Annotated in this window: 10 protein-coding genes; 9 read left to right on the forward strand and 1 reads right to left on the reverse strand. The window is 62.8% G+C overall.

The window, feature by feature from the left end:
- Positions 1-9 precede the first annotated feature (9 nt).
- From JAB6_RS22235 to JAB6_RS22245, 3 genes are read left to right on the forward strand one after another with little or no spacing between them, the layout of a single operon-like run.
- Positions 10-726 carry a glutathione S-transferase family protein gene (locus tag JAB6_RS22235; protein WP_070304532.1) on the forward strand — a complete coding sequence of 239 codons (717 nt, stop codon included), beginning with the start codon at positions 10-12 and terminating at the stop codon, positions 724-726.
- A gap of 12 nt (positions 727-738) precedes the next feature.
- Entirely contained in the window at positions 739-1,851 is a 1,113-nt protein-coding gene (locus tag JAB6_RS22240; RefSeq protein ID WP_070304533.1) for a hypothetical protein, read from the forward strand.
- A complete protein-coding gene (locus tag JAB6_RS22245; protein ID WP_070304534.1) occupies positions 1,848-2,570 on the forward strand; it encodes a GNAT family N-acetyltransferase in 723 nt (240 codons plus the stop codon). Before JAB6_RS22240 ends, JAB6_RS22245 begins: the two co-directional genes overlap by 4 nt.
- Here JAB6_RS22245 and JAB6_RS22250 read toward each other — a convergent pair.
- Positions 2,562-3,092 (reverse strand): Lrp/AsnC family transcriptional regulator, encoded by a 531-nt coding sequence (locus JAB6_RS22250; RefSeq protein WP_070304535.1) that lies wholly within the window; start codon positions 3,090-3,092, stop codon positions 2,562-2,564. The two genes, JAB6_RS22245 and JAB6_RS22250, sit on opposite strands and share 9 nt — an antisense overlap.
- 125 nt (positions 3,093-3,217) lie before the next feature.
- Between JAB6_RS22250 and hppD the strand changes: the two genes are divergently transcribed.
- The 6 genes from hppD (at position 3,218) to JAB6_RS22280 (ending at position 15,921) form a co-directional block, all read left to right on the forward strand.
- On the forward strand, positions 3,218-4,345 hold the full coding sequence (gene hppD, locus JAB6_RS22255) for a 4-hydroxyphenylpyruvate dioxygenase (RefSeq protein ID WP_070304536.1): 1,128 nt from the start codon (positions 3,218-3,220) through the stop codon (positions 4,343-4,345).
- A 300-nt stretch (positions 4,346-4,645) separates the two neighbouring features.
- Positions 4,646-8,242: an indolepyruvate ferredoxin oxidoreductase family protein gene (locus tag JAB6_RS22260; RefSeq protein WP_070304537.1), complete on the forward strand. Its 3,597-nt coding sequence runs from the start codon at positions 4,646-4,648 to the stop codon at positions 8,240-8,242.
- 124 nt (positions 8,243-8,366) lie between these two features.
- Positions 8,367-9,881: a S41 family peptidase gene (locus tag JAB6_RS22265; protein ID WP_070304538.1), complete on the forward strand. Its 1,515-nt coding sequence runs from the start codon at positions 8,367-8,369 to the stop codon at positions 9,879-9,881.
- A 162-nt stretch (positions 9,882-10,043) separates the two neighbouring features.
- Entirely contained in the window at positions 10,044-12,767 is a 2,724-nt protein-coding gene (locus JAB6_RS22270) for a TonB-dependent siderophore receptor (protein ID WP_070304539.1), read from the forward strand.
- Positions 12,768-12,894: 127 nt separating this feature from the next.
- Positions 12,895-14,715, forward strand: coding sequence for a M14 family metallopeptidase (locus JAB6_RS22275; protein ID WP_070304540.1), 1,821 nt, complete (start codon positions 12,895-12,897; stop codon positions 14,713-14,715).
- A 60-nt stretch (positions 14,716-14,775) separates the two neighbouring features.
- Positions 14,776-15,921, forward strand: coding sequence for an ankyrin repeat domain-containing protein (locus JAB6_RS22280; protein WP_070304541.1), 1,146 nt, complete (start codon positions 14,776-14,778; stop codon positions 15,919-15,921).
- Positions 15,922-16,031: the final 110 nt, after the last annotated feature.

The raw sequence follows: 16,031 nt of genomic DNA on the forward strand, positions 1-16,031 counted from the left end.
TGCCCGACCATGCAAACGACCATCCTTGATCCCAGCCTGACGCAAACCCTGGCCGCCGCGCGCGAGCCAGGTTTGACCCTCATCATCGGCAACAAGAATTATTCATCGTGGTCGATGCGCCCGTGGGTGGCCATGACGGCGTTCGGCATTCCATTCCAGGAAGTGCGCGTCTTGCTCGATCAAAGCGACACGGCCACAAAAATCGCCGAGTATTCGGCCTGCGGCCGGGTTCCCGTGCTGCTGGCGGGCGAGATCACGATCTGGGACAGCCTGGCCATCTGCGAATACCTGGCCGAGCAGTTCCCTGACAAACACATGTGGCCGCAAGACGTGGCCGCGCGCGCCATGGCGCGCTGTGTCTGCGCGGAAATGCACTCGGGTTTCACGGGCTTGCGCACGGACATGTCGATGAATATCAAGGCCAAGTTGCCGGGACGGGGCCGCACGGCCGCCGCGCAGGCGGACATCGGCCGCATCAGCGAAATATGGGAAGAGTGTTTGTCTCGCTTTGGCCACCACCAGTTCCTGTTTGGCGACTTTTCCATCGCCGATGCGTACTTTGCTCCCGTCGTGATGCGTTTCCGCACATATGGCGTCAGCCTGGCGCCGGCCCTGAACGCGTATTGCGAGCGCGTGCAGGCGCACCCGGCCGTGGCCCGCTGGATTACGGAAGCGCTGGCGGAGACGGAAACGGCGCCCAAGCACGACGCGGAACTGCCTGATTAAGAGACGTTTATCATGAAGATTTACACGGTCGGTGGCGCGGTGCGCGACCAACTGCTAGGCTTGCCCGTGAAAGACCACGACCACGTCGTCGTCGGCGCCACGCCGGAAGACATGCTGCGCCAGGGCTTCCGGCCCGTGGGCAAGGATTTCCCCGTCTTCCTGCATCCGAAGACGCAGGAAGAGTACGCGTTGGCCCGCACGGAGCGCAAGACTGCCCCCGGCTACCGGGGTTTTGTCTTCCACACGGCGCCCGACGTCACCCTGGAAGACGACCTGGTGCGGCGCGACCTCACCATCAACGCCATCGCGCAGGCCGAGGACGGTAGCCTGACCGACCCGTTCGGCGGCATTGACGATATTCAAAACAAAGTGTTCCGCCACGTCTCCGATGCGTTCGGCGAAGACCCCGTGCGCATCTTGCGCCTGGCCCGCTTTGCCGCCCGTTTCGATACTTTTACGGTGGCGCCCGCCACCATGGAACTGATGCGCCGGATGGTGGGCGATGGCGAAGTCGACGCCCTGGTGGCCGAGCGCGTGTGGCAGGAAGTGGCGAAAGGGTTGATGGAAGCGCGGCCGTCGCGCATGCTGACGGTGTTGCACGAGTGCGGCGCCTTGGCGCGCATCCTGCCGGAATTGGCGCTCAACGACCATCTGCTGCGCGTGATCGACAGGGCGGCGGGCGCGGGCCACGCACTGTGCGTGCGCTTTGCCGTGCTGATGCTGGCCGTGCCGCTTGAGCAGATCAATGCGCTCAGCGAGCGCCTGCGCGTGCCCAACGATTGCCGCGAGCTGGCCGTGATGGCGGCGCGCGAGCAGGCTGCCGTTGCGGGTGCGCTGGCCTTGAGCGCCGAGGAACTGGTGCGCTTGTGCGAACGCTGCGACGGACTGCGCAAGCCGCAGCGCTTCGTGCAGATGCTGGACGCCATCGCCTGCGACGTGCAGGCCCAGGATCCGGCGTTCCCGCAGTCCGCCTGGCTGCAAGCCATGCTGGCGGCCGTGCGCGGCGTCGATGCGGGCGCGCTGGCACAAGCCTGCGCATACGAACCGAAGCGCATTCCCGAGCTCATCCATGCGGCGCGGGTCGAAGCCGTCACGAACGCGATCAGCGGCACGGAGCTGCCATGACCCTGCCCAAATTGTTCCAGAACCCGTTTCGCCGCTGGCTCAGCCGCAGCGGCGGCGGGCGTCCGACCGTGCTCGTCAAGCAATTGCATGAGCGCGACCGGCGCCGCATGATGAAGCATTTCCTGAATTTGGAGAAAAGCGACCGGTTGCTGCGCTTCGGCAGCGCCTTGCCCGATGAGCTCGTCGCCCAGTACGTGCAAAAGATGGATTTCTCGCGCGATATGGTCTACGGCGTCTACAACAGCCTGTTCAAGCTGGTGGGCGTGGGGCATCTGGCGTTCGCGCCGAAGGACACGTCGCCGGCGAAAAGCGTCGTGACGGACAAGGAGCAGGTGGCCGAGTTTGGCGTGTCCGTATCGAAATCCATGCGCGGCATGGGGGTCGGGTCAAAACTGTTCGAGCGGGCGGCGATCCACTGCCGCAACAACGATGTCGATACCCTGTACATGCACTGTTTGTCGTCGAACAAGACGATGATGCATATCGCCAAGAAGGCGGGCATGGAAATCCAGCGCGACTATGGCGAAGCCGATGCCTATCTGAAACTGTTGCCACCGAACCCGAGCAGCATGCTGCAGGAAGCCGTGCAGGAGCAATTCGCCATGTTCGACTACACGTTCAAGGCCAACGCGCGCGCCGCGTTCAAATTGTGGGACCGCTTGCCGGGGCGCAAGAAGAAGCCCGGACCGCCGTCACCGCCGTCACCGTCGTCACAATAAGGGCAGGGCCGTCGTATCCTTGATGCGCTGCAAGGCAAAGCTCGATTTGACGTCCAGCACGGCCGGGTGGCGCAGCAGGGTCGCCATCATGAAGCGCGAAAAGTGCTCCATGTCTTCCACGTGCACGCGCAACAGATAATCCATTTCACCCGTCATCGCGTAGCAGGCCACCACTTCCGGCCATTGCGCGACGGCTACGGCGAAGTCGGCGCGCGGCGAGGTGTTCGTCACCAGATTCGGCGCCAGCACTCTTGCCGTGCTGTGGGCATGGGCGGAGGCGTCGCTGTGCTTTTCCAGCCGCACGTTGACGTAGGCCAATAGCCCCAGGCCGATCTTTTCCGGGTCCAACAGGGCCACGTACTGGCGGATCACGCCCGCTTCTTCCAGCCGTTTGATGCGGCGCAAGCATGGCGACGGCGACAGGCTGACCTGCTCGGCCACGTCCTGGTTCGACAGGCGGCCATCGGCCTGCAGGACGGCGAGGATCTTGCGGTCCGTTTTATCCAGCGTAATTTTGCTCATGCTTCCTCCGGTGGTTCGTGTTTCACGCAATATTATTGCGCAAATCATGATTGTTCGGGAGATCTTTGGCATTTAATGCCCGTGACCCACGCCTATACTGTGCGCTACTTCTTGGAGGAGACATCATGCAATTTCAGCCTTGGGATAACCCGATGGGTACCGATGGTTTCGAGTTCGTCGAGTATGCAGCACCAGACCCAAAAGCATTGGGCAAGCTGTTCGAGAACATGGGCTTCACGGCCATCGCGCGCCACCGCCACAAGGATGTGACCCTGTACCGCCAGGGCGACATCAATTTCATCATCAATGCCGAACAAGATTCGTTCGCGCAGCGTTTTGCCCGCCATCACGGCCCGTCCGTGTGCGCCATCGCCATCCGCGTCGACGACGCGGCTTTCGTCTACCGCCGCGCGCTGGAACTGGGCGCCTGGGGTTTCGACAATAAAACCGGTCCGATGGAACTGAATATCCCCGCCATCAAGGGCGTGGGCGATTCGCTGCTGTACTTCGTCGACCGCTGGCGCGGCAAGGGCGCCGACAAGGAAAATGCCGCGGCGCCAGGCGGCATCGGCGACATCAGCATCTATGACGTCGACTTCGTCGCCATTCCCGGCGCCGTCGCCAACCCGGTCGGCCATGGCCTGACCTATATTGACCACCTGACGCACAATGTGCACCGTGGCCGCATGAAGGAATGGGCCGGTTTCTATGAAAACCTGTTCAACTTCCGCGAAGTGCGCTACTTCGATATCGAAGGCAAGCATACGGGTCTGAAGTCGAAAGCCATGACTTCGCCATGCGGCAAGATCCGCATCCCGATCAATGAATCGTCGGATGACAAGTCGCAGATCGCCGAATACCTGGACCAGTACCACGGCGAAGGCATCCAGCATATCGCGCTGGGTACCGATGATATCTATGGCTCCGTGCAAGGCATGCGTGATACTGGTATCGATTTCCAGGACACGATTGAAACTTACTATGAGCTGGTCAACCGCCGTCTGCCGAACCACGGCGAGCAGCTGGAAGAACTGCGCCGCCTGCGCATCCTGATCGATGGCCACAGCACGGAAACCGAACGCGAATTGCTGCTGCAAATCTTCACGCAGACGGTGATCGGCCCGATCTTCTTCGAGATCATCCAGCGCAAGGGCGACCAGGGCTTTGGCGAAGGCAATTTCCGCGCCCTGTTCGAATCGATCGAGCTGGACCAGATCAAGCGCGGCGTGCTGAAAGATACGAGCGCGGCGTAAGCTGACTTATACCCGGGATGTCGGATTACGCTGCGCTAATCCGACCTACAACTGGTGCCAGTAATGTAGGTCGGGTTAGCCAGAATGGCGTAACCCGACATGCCGCAAAAAAAAGCACTAAAAAGCAGCAAAAGGTACGAACGCAGGAGTGCAGTGCAGCAAAAGAACTGTGCGCCTTCCTGTGGTAGTCTACGACAAACAAGTCATTTTTCCGCACCGGCATTGCCCACAAAGCGCGGCCGGTACGTGTGAGTTCAACCGACTTTGCACGCGTAGCACAGAGAATAATGGAGACAAGTAATGAATGCACCAATCAAGGGCTCGAGTCTTGAGCCGGGCGCGCACGCGTCCGAGATTTCCCTGAACGACAAATACACGCTCGAGCGTGGCCGCGCCTTCATGACGGGCACGCAAGCGCTGATCCGCCTGCCCATGCTGCAGCGCGAGCGCGACCTGAAGGCTGGCCTGAATACGGCCGGTTACATCACCGGTTACCGCGGTTCGCCTGTGACGTCCGTCGACATGACGGCGATCAAGGCCAAGAAATATCTCGATGAACACCACGTCAAATTCCACCCGGGCCTGAACGAAGACCTGGCCGCCACGGCCGTCTGGGGCACGCAGCAAACGAATCTGTTCGAAGACGCGAAATACGATGGCGTGTTCGGCATGTGGTACGGCAAGGGCCCCGGCGTCGACCGCTGCGGCGATGTGTTCAAGCACGCGAACAACGCCGGTTCCGCCAAGCACGGCGGCGTGCTGGTGCTGGCCGGCGACGATCATGCGGCCAAATCCTCGTCCACGGCGCACCAGTCCGACCATATCCTGAACGCCTGCGGCATCCCCGTGCTGTATCCGTCGTCGGTGCAGGAATACATCGACTATGGTTTGCATGCGTGGGCCATGAGCCGCTACACGGGTTTGTGGGTGTCGATGAAATGCGTGACCGACATCATCGAATCGGGCGCCGCCGTCGATTTCGACCCGGACCGTGTGCAGATCACCTTGCCGACCGACTTCGAGATGCCGGCCGGTGGCTTGAACATCCGCTGGCCCGACACGGTGCTGGAACAAGAAGTGCGCATGAACAGCTACAAATGGTATGCGGCGCTGGCGTATGCGCGTGCCAACAAGCTCAATAAAATCATCTGGGACAGCCCGAAGGCGCGCATCGGCATCATCACGGCCGGCAAATCGTACCTGGACACGCGCCAGGCGCTGGCCGACCTCGGCATCGACGAGCAGACGGCGTCCGACATCGGCATTCGCCTGTACAAGATCGGCATGACCTGGCCGCTGGAAGCCGATGGTGTGCACGAATTTGCCAAGGGCCTCGATGAAATCCTCGTGGTGGAAGAAAAGCGGCAAATCCTCGAGTACGCGCTGAAGGAAGAACTGTACAACCTGAAGGATGGCGAGCGTCCGCGCGTGGTCGGCAAGTTCGACGACACGGGCGAATGGAGCAACCAGAAGGGCACCGGTCACGGCGACTGGCTGCTGCCGGCCACGTATGAGCTGAACCCGGCCATGATCGCCCGCGCGATTGCCAGCCGCATCTCGCGCTACTACGCGGGCCACCCGGTCGAGCAGCGCGTGAAGGAACGCATCGCCTACCTGGAAGCCAAAGAGAATGTGCTGAAAGCGATCAGCGTGAAGCCCGATCCGCAGAAAGACCGCACGCCGTTCTTCTGCTCAGGCTGCCCGCACAACAGCTCGACCAAGGTGCCGGAAGGCTCGCGCGCGCTGGCCGGCATCGGCTGCCACTACATGGTGCTATGGATGGACCGCGAAACGTCGACGTTTACCCACATGGGCGCCGAAGGCGTCACGTGGGTGGGGCAGGCGCCGTTCACGAATGAAAAGCACGTGTTTACCAACCTGGGCGACGGCACTTATTTCCACTCGGGCATCCTGGCCATCCGCGCTGCCGTCTCGGCCAAGGTGAACATCACGTATAAAATTCTGTTCAACGATGCGGTGGCCATGACGGGCGGCCAGGAATTCGATGGTCCATTATCTCCGGCCATCATTTCGCGCCAGATCGCCGCCGAAGGCGTCGGCCCCATCATCGTCGTCACGGACGAACCGGAAAAATACCCGGACGATTACGCCTGGGCGGAAGGCGTCACCGTGCGCCACCGTTCGGAACTGATGGACGTGCAGCGCGAACTGCGCGACATGCCCGGCGTGTCGGCCATGATCTACGACCAGACCTGCGCCTCGGAAAAACGCCGCCGCCGGAAACGCAATGAATACCCGGACCCGGCCAAGCGTGCCGTCATCAACGAAGCCGTCTGCGAAGGCTGCGGCGACTGCTCCGTGCAATCGAACTGCCTGTCCGTGGAACCGCTGGAAACGGAACTGGGGCGCAAGCGCCAGATCAACCAGTCGTCCTGCAACAAGGATTTCTCGTGCACGACGGGTTTCTGCCCCAGTTTCGTGACGGTGGAAGGCGGCGGCCTGAAAAAGCCGAAGAAGGCAGCTGCCGCCGACAAGGATGCGCCAGCCGCGCCGGCCTTGCCGACACCGCAGATTCCTTCGACGGCCGAGCCGTTCGGCATCCTCGTCACCGGCATCGGCGGCACGGGTGTCGTCACCGTCGGCCAGATCCTGGCCATGGCGGCGCACGTGGAAGGCAAGGGCTGTTCCGTGCTGGACATGAGCGGCCTGGCGCAAAAGGGCGGCCCCGTCATGTCGCACGTGCGCCTGGCGGACCGCCAGGAAGATATCCACTCGACGCGCGTGGGCACGGGGGCGGCTGACCTGGTAATCGGCTGCGACCTGATCGTCACGGCCAGCCGCGACGCCCTGTCGCGCATGGGAGAGGGCCGCAGCTGGGCCATGATCAACTCGACCAGCTCGTCGACGGCCGCCTTCGTGAAGAACCCGGACTGGCAATTCCCCGGCGCTTCCGCGCGCATGGAAATCGAAAAGGCCTGCGGCAGCGACCACGTGGACTTCATCGACGCGGGCCAGATCGCCACGGCGCTGATGGGCGACTCGATCGCCACGAACATGTTCATGCTCGGCTACGCATGGCAAAAGGGCAAAGTGCCGCTGTCGGAAGCTGCCATCATGAAGGCCATCGACTTGAACAACGTCTCGGTGGCGTTCAACAAGGCGGCCTTCAACTGGGGCCGCGCCGGTGCGCATGACGCGGCCAGCCTGGTGCGCATGACAACGCCAGCCAAGGTGGTGGAATTCAAGCGCATCGACACGCTCGACGACTTGATCGAAAAGCGCGTGGCCCTGCTGACGGCTTACCAGGACCGCGCCTATGCGCAGCAGTACATCGATTTCGTCGGCCAGGTACGCGCCGCCGAAAGCGCCCTGAATGGCCCGCACTTGCGCCTGACGGAAGCCGTGGCCCGCTACTTCTACAAGCTGATGGCGTACAAGGACGAGTACGAAGTGGCGCGCCTGTACACGGACGGCGCCTTCCAGGCAAAGATCGCGTCCATGTTCGAAGGCGACATCAAGCTCAAGTTCCACCTGGCGCCGCCGATCATGGCGAAAACGGATGCCCAGGGCCATCTGGTGAAAAAGGAATTCGGCCCGTGGATGATGAAGGCGTTCGGCGTGCTGGCCAAGTTCAAGGGCTTGCGCGGCACGGCGTTTGACATCTTCGGCCACACGGCCGAGCGCAAGATGGAGCGCGCGCTGATTCTTGAATACCGCGCGACGGTGGGCGGCTTGCTGCCGAAACTGACGACGGCCAAGCTGGCGCAAGCCGTGGCCATCGCCAGCATACCGGAAGACATCCGCGGCTATGGCCACGTGAAGGAGCGTCATTTGAAGGCGGCGAAAGAAAAGGAAGCGAGTCTGCTGATCGCCTTCAATGCACCGACGCCGCTGCCGCCCGTCGTGGCAGCACCCGTGGCGGCCACCGTGGCGTAACGGTTTGCGCATGATCTTGTAGCAATGGCGCCTGCGGGCGCCATTTTTTTTGTGTCAAAGAAAACAACGCTTGCTGGCAAAACGCATTATAATTTTTCGACAATTTCTTCTTGGAAAGTTTCTCATGCATTCCCTGCGCCTGCGTTGCCTCGTTGTTTCCCTCGGATTCGTGTTGAGTGCCTGCGGCGGCGGTGGAGGAGGCGGCAGCAGCGACAGCGCGCCCGTCGTGCCGCCCGTGACGCCAACCGGGCCGACCGGGCCGACGGCGCTGGTCGCTTCCTCCACGGTGGCGAACCGTTGCGAGGCACCGCGCAGCGGCAGCAGCATCGACAAGCCGGGCACTTTGCTCGATGAGCAGACATGGGTGCGCAGCTGGATCGATGAAACGTATCTGTGGTACCGCGAAGTGCCGACCACCTACCTGCCGCAAAGCTTTGCCACGGCGAAGGCGTATTTCGATGTGCTCAAAACGACGGCCACGACGGCGTCCGGCAAGCCGAAGGACCAGTTCCATTTCACGTATACGACGGCCGAATGGGAAGCCTCGCTCAATGGCGTCGAATTGGGCTACGGCATGCTGCTGGCGCTGACGCGCACCACTCCGCCGCGCAAGGCCGTGGTCACGATCGTCGAGCCAGGCTCGCCGGCGGCACTGGCGGGCTTGCGGCGCGGCGATGCGCTGCAAACCGTCGATGGCGTCGATTTCGTCAATGCCCCCGACACTGCCAGCGTGGGTATCATCAACGCGGGCCTGTTCCCTTCGGCGCAAGGCACGCACACGCTGGCGTTCAGCCGCAATGGCGCGCCCATCTCCGCGAGCCTGCAGGCGGTGGATGTCAGCACGAGTTCCGTGCAAAACGAGCGCATCATCGACACGCCCACGGGCAAGGTGGGCTACCTGACCTTCAACACCCACAACAACGTGTCCGAGCGCCAGCTGGCCGAAACCATGGGCCGCTTCCAGGCGGCCGGCATCAGCGACCTGGTGCTCGACGTGCGCTACAACGGCGGCGGCTACCTCGATGTCGCCAGCGAGCTCGCCTACATGATTGCCGGCCCGCAAGTCACCACCGGCAAGACCTTCGAGCAGGTGCTGGCCAATGACAAGACGCGGCCGGCGGCGCCCGTGCCATTCCATGCGCAAAGCCTGGGCTTTGCCGGGCCGAACCCTCTGCCCAAGGGCACGCCGCTGCCCTCGCTGGGCCTCAAGCGCGTGACCTTGCTGACGACGGGCAATACCTGCTCGGCCAGCGAAGCCATCATCAACGGCTTGCGCGGCGTGGACGTGCAGGTCAACCTGATCGGCGGCACGACGTGCGGCAAGCCCTACGGTTTCTATCCCACGCCCAATTGCGGCACCACGTATTTCGCCGTGCAGTTCCAGGGCGTCAACGCCAAGGGCTTTGGCGACTTCGCCGATGGGATGGCGCCGACCTGCGACGTGGCCGACGATTACCGGAACCCGCTGGGCGACCCTGCCGAAGGCATGCTGGCGGCGGCGCTGCGTTACCGCAGCAGCGGCAGCTGTAGCCCGGCCACGGGCGCGACCAGGCTGTTGAGTTCGATGGAGAATCCGGCCGACATGGCCACGCGGCTGCTGCGCCCGGCCTACAAGGAAATTGCTGTCTTGAAACGCTAAAGTCCCATTGTGCCCCCCTTCCTGGGTGAAGGAAGGGGGGCTTTCTGCTCAGAAATCTTTCTATATAACAATTTTGATATATGAAAAGATGAATCCATTCGTTCTGCAATTACTGGCATTTTGATATCTTTCGCCTTCTCCCTAACCTTGAGAAGCGCAAAGATGCCTATACAATTCAAGTTACCACCGCTCACCGTCGCCGTACTGGCCATCCTGGGCGGTTCCGCATGGCAGGCGCACGCGCAAACGCAAGCGCCCGCAGCGGATCAGCAGCCGGCGGCCACCCCGCCAGCCGTCGTGGTCACCGGTTCGCGCATTCCCCGCGCCAGCCTGGAAGGACCATCGTCCGTCACCATCCTGACCGGCGATGAAATCACCAAGCAAGGGTACAAGAACGTCTTCGATGCGCTGACCAACCAGGTACAGAACAGCGGCTTCACGCAAGGCGAGGACTTCGGCAATACGTTCACGCCGTCGGCCAATACCATCAGCCTGCGCGGCCTGGGCCCGAACCACACCTTGATCCTGCTTAATGGCCGCCGCCTGGCCGACTTCCCCGTCGCCTACGAAGGCACGGTCAACTTCACCAATCTGGCGAATATCCCGTCGAGCATAGTCGACCGCATCGAGATCCTCAACGGTGGCGCCTCGGCCATCTATGGTTCCGACGCGATCGCCGGCGTGGTCAACGTCATCCTGAAAAAGCAGACGGAAGGTTTCGATATCAACGTCAAGGCGGGCGGCACCTCGCGCGGCGGTGCCGGCAACCAGCGCGTGCAGCTGACGGGCGGCGGCAATTTCGACAAGCTGCATACCCTGTTCAGCGTGGAGCTGAGCCAGCGCGATCCGCTGTCGAGCCTGCAGCGCGATTTCATGGCCACGCGCTCGGGCACGCCGACGAATATCGCCTCGCGCCGCGTGGTACAGGCGGGCACCTCGGGCAGCTACGTGGACCTGGGCGACACCTGCAACCAATTCGGCGACCTGTTCGGCGGCAGCGTCGTCAAGTACCAGGCGAAGAACGGCAGCTATTGCGCCAGCCCGAAAGTCGGCCCCACTTACTGGACCACGCAAACCAAGAACCGCAGCCAGAACGTGTTCGGCAGCGCCAACTATGAGTTGTCGCCGGAAACGACGCTGTTCGCCGACTTCCTGATCGGCAAGAACTCGACCGAGAACAATACGCGCGGCCCGACGTGGACGTCGTCGTCGACGGGCAGCAGCTATTTCCGCAACCAGAATACGAACCGCTATGAAGCGTGGACGCGTTATATCTCGCCCGAGGAAATGGGCGGCGTGGAACGCTACAACCGCAAGTGGGACGATCTGGCCACCGCCATCTCGCTGGGCGCCAAGGGCCGCATTCCCGGCACATCCTCCTGGCAGTATGAAGCGAACTACAACGCCTCGGTGTACAAGAGCGAAAGCCATACGCCGCGCGCGCTGGCCAATATCGACAGCTTCTTCCTGGGGCCGAAACTGGGTACCGACACCGCCGGCGTGCCGATCTACGCACCGGACCCGGCCCGCTTGTCGCGCCGCGTGACGGCGGCCGAATTCGACAGCATCACGGGCAATTCCGACAGCGACGACAAGGCCTGGACGAATACCCTGAGCCTGGCCACGAATGGCGACCTGTTCCAGCTGCCCGCTGGCGTGGCGAAGATCGCCACCATCGCCGAATTGGGCAAGCAGGGCTTCAGCAATGTGCCCGATGCGCGCCTGAACGACGGTTACTTCAACGTCGCCACCAAATCCGATATCACGGCCGGAACGCGTACCCGCTATGCGCTGGGTGCCGAGATCAACCTGCCGCTGCACGAGAAGCTGACCGGTACCCTGGCTGGCCGCTATGACCGCTACAACTTTGCCGGCCGCAGCGATGGCAAGTTCACCTACAACGGCGGCCTGGAACTGCGTCCCGCGCCGGAGCTGCTGTTCCGCGCCAATTACGCCACCAGCTTCCGCGCACCGGACATGAACTACATCTACAAGGCGCGCGGCACCGGTTACTATTCGAGCACCACCGATTACTACCGCTGCGGCGCTGCCGGACAGGCCATCGAGGACTGCGACTACGCGAATAAATCGCCGGGCGCCGACTATGTGCAGAACGGTAGCAAGGATCTGCAGTCGGAGAAGGGCAAGTCGTTCGGCGTGGGTGCCGTCTGGTCGCCAAGTTCGAATTTCGACGTCTCCGTCGATTACTGGAACATCAAGATCGACGACCTGGTGACGAATTTGAGCGCCGACAAGATACTGCGCGACGAAGCCGATTGCCGCCTGGGCAAGCTCGACATCAACTCGCCTACCTGCGCCGATACCCTGGGCCGCGTCGAGCGTTTCGCGGCCAATGCCCTAAACCGCGCCGGCGAGATCAAGACCATCACCGTCAATCCGATCAATGCGGCCAAGCAAAGCAGCAGCGGCATCGACGTCAGCGTCAAGTATTTGCTGCGCACGGCGGATTATGGCCGCTTTGCCTTCAAGGCCAATTACGCCAAGGTGCTGAGCAATAAATCGCAGCAATTTGTCGGCGACGAAGAAATCGACGAGCTCAAATCGCTGAACAATACGGATTGGCGCGACAAGCTGAACCTGAGCGTCAACTGGGCTGCGGGCGACTGGTCGAACACTTTGCTGGTCAGCCGCTACAGCAAGATACCGAACGCCGCCGGCACCGGCTACCTGACGCCGACGGCGCTGGCCAATATCAGCACCGTGTACCGCATCAACGATCGCGCCACCTTGTCGCTGATCGTCAACAACGTGTTCGACAAGATCAAGCGCGACGACAGCGGCGGCTGGCCGTACTACCCGGTGGGCAGCTACAGCCCGCAGGGACGCCAGGGCTGGGTAGAATTCAACTACCACTTTGGCTCATAATCCACGCTTACCAGAGCAAGGCCGGAGCAGCTGACGCTGTTCCGGCTTTTTTATTTTCCGCTGCAGTTTTACACGCGCCACCACCCCTATAATTGCCCGCTTGTTCTCTCTCGATGGAGTTTGACCCATGCTACGCCACGCCCTGCTGTCCGCCGCCTTGTTGTCCACATTTGCCTTGCCTGCGTATGCCGCCTCGCCGTTGACCACGGTGGCCGAACGCTCGGGCTTTTTGCATACGGGCCGCTATGCGGAAGTGGAAACCTTGTGCCGCCAGTTCCAATCGCGCTATCCGAAGCAGGTGCGCTGCGTGGAGTTCGGCCGTACGCCGGAAAACCGCCCCATGCTGGCGCTGGCCGTCTCGAATACGGGCGCCCTGACGCCGGCCGAAGCAGCACGCCGCAAGCTGCCCGTGCTGCTGATACAGGGCGGCATCCATGCGGGCGAAATCGATGGCAAGGATGCGGGTTTCCTCGCGTTGCGCGAAGTATTGGAGGGCAAGGCGGCACCCGGCGCGCTCGACAAGCAGGTGCTGCTGTTCGTGCCCGTGTTTAACGTCGATGGCCACGAGCGCTTCGGCCAGTGGAATCGTCCGAACCAGCGCGGCCCCGTGGAAATGGGCTGGCGCAGCACGGCGCAAAACTATAATCTGAACCGCGAATACATGAAGGCCGATACGCCCGAGATGCAGCACATGCTGGCGCTGGTGAACGCCTGGGATCCGTTGGCGTATGTCGACCTGCACGTCACCGACGGCGCCCAGTTCGAACCCGATATCTCGATCCAGGTCGAACCCGTGCATGCGGGCGATGCGGCCCTGCGCGTGGCCGGCACGGCCTTGCGCGATCAGGTCCTGGCCGACCTGGCCAAGCAGGGCTCGGATCCGAAACCGTTCTATATTTCGTTTGCCGAGAACGACAATCCCCAATCGGGTTTTGTCGATTCGGCGCCGAATCCGCGCTTCTCGCATGGCTATTTCCAGCTGCGCAACCGTTTCGGCATGCTGGTGGAAACCCATTCGTGGAAGGACTATCCGACCCGCGTGCGCATCACGCGCAACACCATCGTCTCGCTGCTGTCGCAAGTGGCGCAGCATGGCGCGCAGTGGCGGCAAACGGCGCTCGAGGCGGACGCGCGCGCCGCGCAGCTGGCCGGCACGACCTTGCCGCTCACGTATAAAACGACGGACAAGAGCCGCATGATCGCGTTTCGCGGCTACGCCTACACGCGCACGCCATCCGAAGTGTCGGGTGCGCTGATGACGCGCTACGACGAAACCACGCCGCAGATCTGGAACGTGCCCCTGCGCGACGAGATCGTGCCCGACCTGCAGCAGGCAGCGCCCAAGGCCGGCTACCTGGTGCCCGCCGCGCAGGCAGCCATGGTGGCGGCCAAGCTGCGCCAGCATGGCGTGTCGTACCAGGTATTAGCTACCGCGCCGGGCAGGCTGCCGGTCGAGACCTTCCGCGCCACGGCTGTGAAATTCGGCGCGCAGTCGTTCGAGGGACGCCAGACTGCGGCCGTGCAGGGCGAGTGGCAGAAAGAGGAGCGCGTGGTTGGCGCCGGTGACCTGTACGTGCCCGTCGGCCAGGCCAAGGCGCGCCTGGTCGTCGCCCTGCTCGAGCCGCGCGCGCCCGATTCCCTGCTGGCCTGGGGCAGTTTCAATACGGCCTTCGAGCGCAAGGAATACATGGAAGAATACGTGGCCGAAGACGTGGCGCGCGCGCAACTGGCGGCCGACCCGGCGCTGGCGGCGCAGTTCCATCAGAAGCTGGCCAGCGATCCCGCGTTTGCCAAGAACCCGGCCGCGCGCCTGGAATTCTTCGCCCGCCGCCATGCTTCCTGGGATGAGCGCCTGAACCTGTATCCGGTGCTGCGCACGGATGCCGCGCCTGCCGGCCTGGCAGTGCCGCCGACGCGCACACCGAAGTTGTCAAATCGCGCAGATTAATCGAAAGAAATGCTATTCTCCGCTCGATGATGGCGCCGCCACCACGAGCAGGGAACATGCATGGTCAACAAGACACTCTTTAACCAGCACCGCGAGGCGTTTTTTCGCCTCTGTGACGCCGTCGGCGAGAATCAGGTGGAACAGGTGCGCAGCCTGCTCGAGGCCACGCCGCTGCTGTTGACCTTGCGCCGCTATAACATGGATGACGGCGAGTCGCTGCTGCACCTGGCCGCGGCCGGCGGCAGCCGCGAGGTCTGCGCGCTGCTCGTGTCGCTGGGCATGGACGTCGACCTGCCCCTGCCCGGTTACCGCAACCTGACTCCGCTGGACGCGGCGGCAAGCCATGGCCACCTCGATACCTGCCGCTGGCTGCTCGAGCAGGGCGCTGCCGTCGATGGCTTGCCCGACAATATACTGTCGCCGCTGGACAGCGCCTGCGTTGGCGGCCACGAGGACGTGGTCGCATTGCTGCTGCAGCGGGGCGCCAATCCGAACCGTTTGCATACGCGCTGGAACCAGGCGCCGGTCGATATCGCCACCGGCTGGGGCTTTCCCGCGATCGCCCAATTGCTGGCCGCCGCCGGCGGCGTCAGCATACTCGACGTGCCGCAGCAGGCGGCCGCGTCGCCGCAGGAAGCTATCCGCACCTTCATGCACAACAGCGCCGGCTGGGTGCTGCCGGCCGTGTTCAGCCCGGACAGCGGCGACGCGCGCTTTTCGCTGGGCATCAGCTGCATCGGCGGCAAGCGCGATTTCAAGCTGCTGTTTACCACCGGCCTGTTCCGGCAATCGCCGATGACCGAACTGGCCATCTGCCTGCCGGCCCGCTGGCCGCTGACCGTCAACGGCTTCGCCGAGCACAGCCCATGGCGCTTTCCCGTGGCGCTGCTGGCGCGCCTGGGACGGCGCACGCTCGACCAGGCCAGCCTGGCCGCGGGCGAGCTGCTGCGGCGCGACGATCCGTACCTGGCGGACCTGGCCTGGCCGGACGGCGTCGATGCGCTGCTGGCCATCGACAAGCGCTGGAACCCCGAGCCGGAAGAAGACGACATTGCCGACGATGACAAGGTCACCATTTATCTGCTGGTGCCGGTGGCGTTCACCAAAAAAGGCGCGCCCGGCGCTAGCGCCTTGCCGGCCTTGATCGAGCGCAAGCTCAAAGGCAGCTGGAAAGTGTCGGCCTTGCCCATCCCCGTGATTGGCTAGCGCCGGCCTGCACGCGCGCATGACCAGATCAAGCCGCACCGCTTGCAGCAATGTTATCCTGCCAATAAATTTTCCGCGTCCGCGCCAACCCGTTTCACGCATCGGTTTTC

The sequence above is a fragment of the Janthinobacterium sp. HH104 genome, from assembly GCF_001758715.1.
Lineage (GTDB): Bacteria > Pseudomonadota > Gammaproteobacteria > Burkholderiales > Burkholderiaceae_D > Janthinobacterium > Janthinobacterium aestuarii.

What these genes read in the sequence shown, in the direction of transcription:
- hppD (WP_070304536.1), top strand. Translation starts at nt 3,218, where the DNA reads ATGCAATTTCAGCCTTGGGATAACCCGATGGGTACCGATGGTTTCGAG.
- JAB6_RS22250 (WP_070304535.1), bottom strand. Translation starts at nt 3,092, where the DNA reads ATGAGCAAAATTACGCTGGATAAAACGGACCGCAAGATCCTCGCCGTC.
- JAB6_RS22275 (WP_070304540.1), top strand. Translation starts at nt 12,895, where the DNA reads ATGCTACGCCACGCCCTGCTGTCCGCCGCCTTGTTGTCCACATTTGCC.
- JAB6_RS22240 (WP_070304533.1), top strand. Translation starts at nt 739, where the DNA reads ATGAAGATTTACACGGTCGGTGGCGCGGTGCGCGACCAACTGCTAGGC.
- JAB6_RS22245 (WP_070304534.1), top strand. Translation starts at nt 1,848, where the DNA reads ATGACCCTGCCCAAATTGTTCCAGAACCCGTTTCGCCGCTGGCTCAGC.
- JAB6_RS22265 (WP_070304538.1), top strand. Translation starts at nt 8,367, where the DNA reads ATGCATTCCCTGCGCCTGCGTTGCCTCGTTGTTTCCCTCGGATTCGTG.
- JAB6_RS22270 (WP_070304539.1), top strand. Translation starts at nt 10,044, where the DNA reads ATGCCTATACAATTCAAGTTACCACCGCTCACCGTCGCCGTACTGGCC.
- JAB6_RS22235 (WP_070304532.1), top strand. Translation starts at nt 10, where the DNA reads ATGCAAACGACCATCCTTGATCCCAGCCTGACGCAAACCCTGGCCGCC.
- JAB6_RS22280 (WP_070304541.1), top strand. Translation starts at nt 14,776, where the DNA reads ATGGTCAACAAGACACTCTTTAACCAGCACCGCGAGGCGTTTTTTCGC.
- JAB6_RS22260 (WP_070304537.1), top strand. Translation starts at nt 4,646, where the DNA reads ATGAATGCACCAATCAAGGGCTCGAGTCTTGAGCCGGGCGCGCACGCG.